At 60.0% G+C, this 1,718-nt stretch carries 2 protein-coding genes; both read left to right on the forward strand.

Features of this window, described 5'->3' with window-relative positions; translation table 11 throughout:
• On the forward strand, positions 1-166 hold a 166-nt coding region (locus tag BSU04_RS02130; protein WP_179258176.1), incomplete at its 5' end, for a tyrosine-type recombinase/integrase.
• Positions 167-175: 9 nt separating this feature from the next.
• Positions 176-1,363 carry an IS91 family transposase gene (locus tag BSU04_RS02135; RefSeq protein ID WP_089159041.1) on the forward strand — a complete coding sequence of 396 codons (1,188 nt, stop codon included), beginning with the start codon at positions 176-178 and terminating at the stop codon, positions 1,361-1,363.
• The last annotated feature ends 355 nt before the right edge of the window (positions 1,364-1,718 follow it).

Genomic DNA, 1,718 nt, shown 5'->3' on the forward strand with positions numbered 1-1,718 from the left:
GCGCCATAGCTTTGCCACTCATCTACTGGAACAGAAGGTCGATATCCGCGTGATTCAAGTCATGCTTGGGCACAAGAAGCTTGAGACCACAGCGCTTTATGCCCAGGTCGCCACCGATATTCTGCGTGAGGTGATCAGCCCTCTTGAGGGTTTGAATCGCGAATAGGTCGCCTTCGTGGTGCATCGCGCGCTCGAGGTAGCCGACGTCTTTCGCTCTCTTGGCCCAACGTGGCGGCAATCCGCTAACCTGAGCCTGGGACAACTGAAGGTCATGTCGGCGATCGAACAGTGCCGCAGCGCGGCGCTGGGAGGGCACGTGCTGCTCTGCGAAGGGTGCGCCGACGTCGTGATCGCCTACAACTCATGTCGCAATAGACATTGTCCAAGGTGCCAGGCTACCGCTGCGCGCCGATGGCTTGAAGCGCGTGAGGCAGATCTCCTGCCCGTCGAGTACTACCACGTCGTCTTCACGCTGCCGGCTGCGATCAGCGCGATTGCGTATTACAACAAGGCCGTCATCTACGGGCTGCTGTTCGATATCGCAGCCGAGACGTTGCGCACTATCGCGGCCGATTCGAAGCATCTCGGGGCACAGATTGGCGCCACGCTCGTCCTGCATACCTGGGGCTCCGCGCTCACGCATCATCCCCATGTGCATGGCATCGTTCCCGGTGGTGGGTTGTCGCCGGACCGAAGCCGGTGGCTAGCTTGCAAGCCAGGTTTCTTCCTTCCAGTGCGCGTACTCTCGCGCCTGTTCCGCAGACGCTTCCTCGAAGAGCTGGAGGCCACCTGTCGCCGGGGTCAGTTGCGTTTCTTCGGCCAATACGCCGAGCTCAACGATTTCACAGCCTTCACACAATGGCTTGCGCCGATGAGAGCATGTGAATGGGTGGTGTACGCCAAACGCCCATTTGCGGGACCCAAAGCAGTGCTCGCCTATCTGTCGCGTTACACGCATCGGGTCGCGATCTCCAACCAACGCCTGGTCGCGCTCGACGAACGCGGCGTCACCTTCCGTTGGAAGGACTACCGTGTGAATGGACGCACACGCAACAAGACCATGACACTCGAAGCCGATGAGTTCGTGCGACGTTTCCTGCTGCACGTGCTGCCGGGCGGCTTCCACCGCATCCGTCATTACGGTCTGCTCGCGAACCCTTCGCGGCGCGAGAATCTCGCGAAGATACGCGAGTTGCTTGGCGTAGTGCCTGCCCTTATCGAAACCAATGCCGACGTCGTAGCCACAGCCGCAGTACCGTCAACCTTTGTGTGCCGGCACTGCGGTTCGCCGATGATCATCATCGACATACTGCAACGTAGCAGACCTATCCGGGCGCCACCGGTTGAGCGAGCCGACGCATGAGCGCCATCATGTCAGCGCGCACCGATCGACTGTCGGCTCTTCGGCAACGAGAGCCTATAGGAGACGCTTGCGCGCATCGCACCAAACGAGCAGTTTGGCGCTCGTCAAACCCTCCGCATAGCAATACGCTGCACTGTCGCTGCCACGATCTTGCCGATTTAGGTTCACCGTCATCCGCGTTTCAATCTATCCCACGCACGATCCGCCCTGATAAATCGCCATAGCAGTGAACGTTTCGATCACATCGGAGCACTCCGCGGTTTCCTCCCTTGGGGCTTGTAGGACGCCTGCCCGCCTGCTTCTGCGCGAGTTCGCTTGCACGCGGATTCGGGCAGGCGTCCTACAACCCTAAACA

The sequence above is a fragment of the Caballeronia sordidicola genome, assembly GCF_002220365.1.
In the GTDB taxonomy this organism is placed as follows: domain Bacteria; phylum Pseudomonadota; class Gammaproteobacteria; order Burkholderiales; family Burkholderiaceae; genus Caballeronia; species Caballeronia sordidicola_C.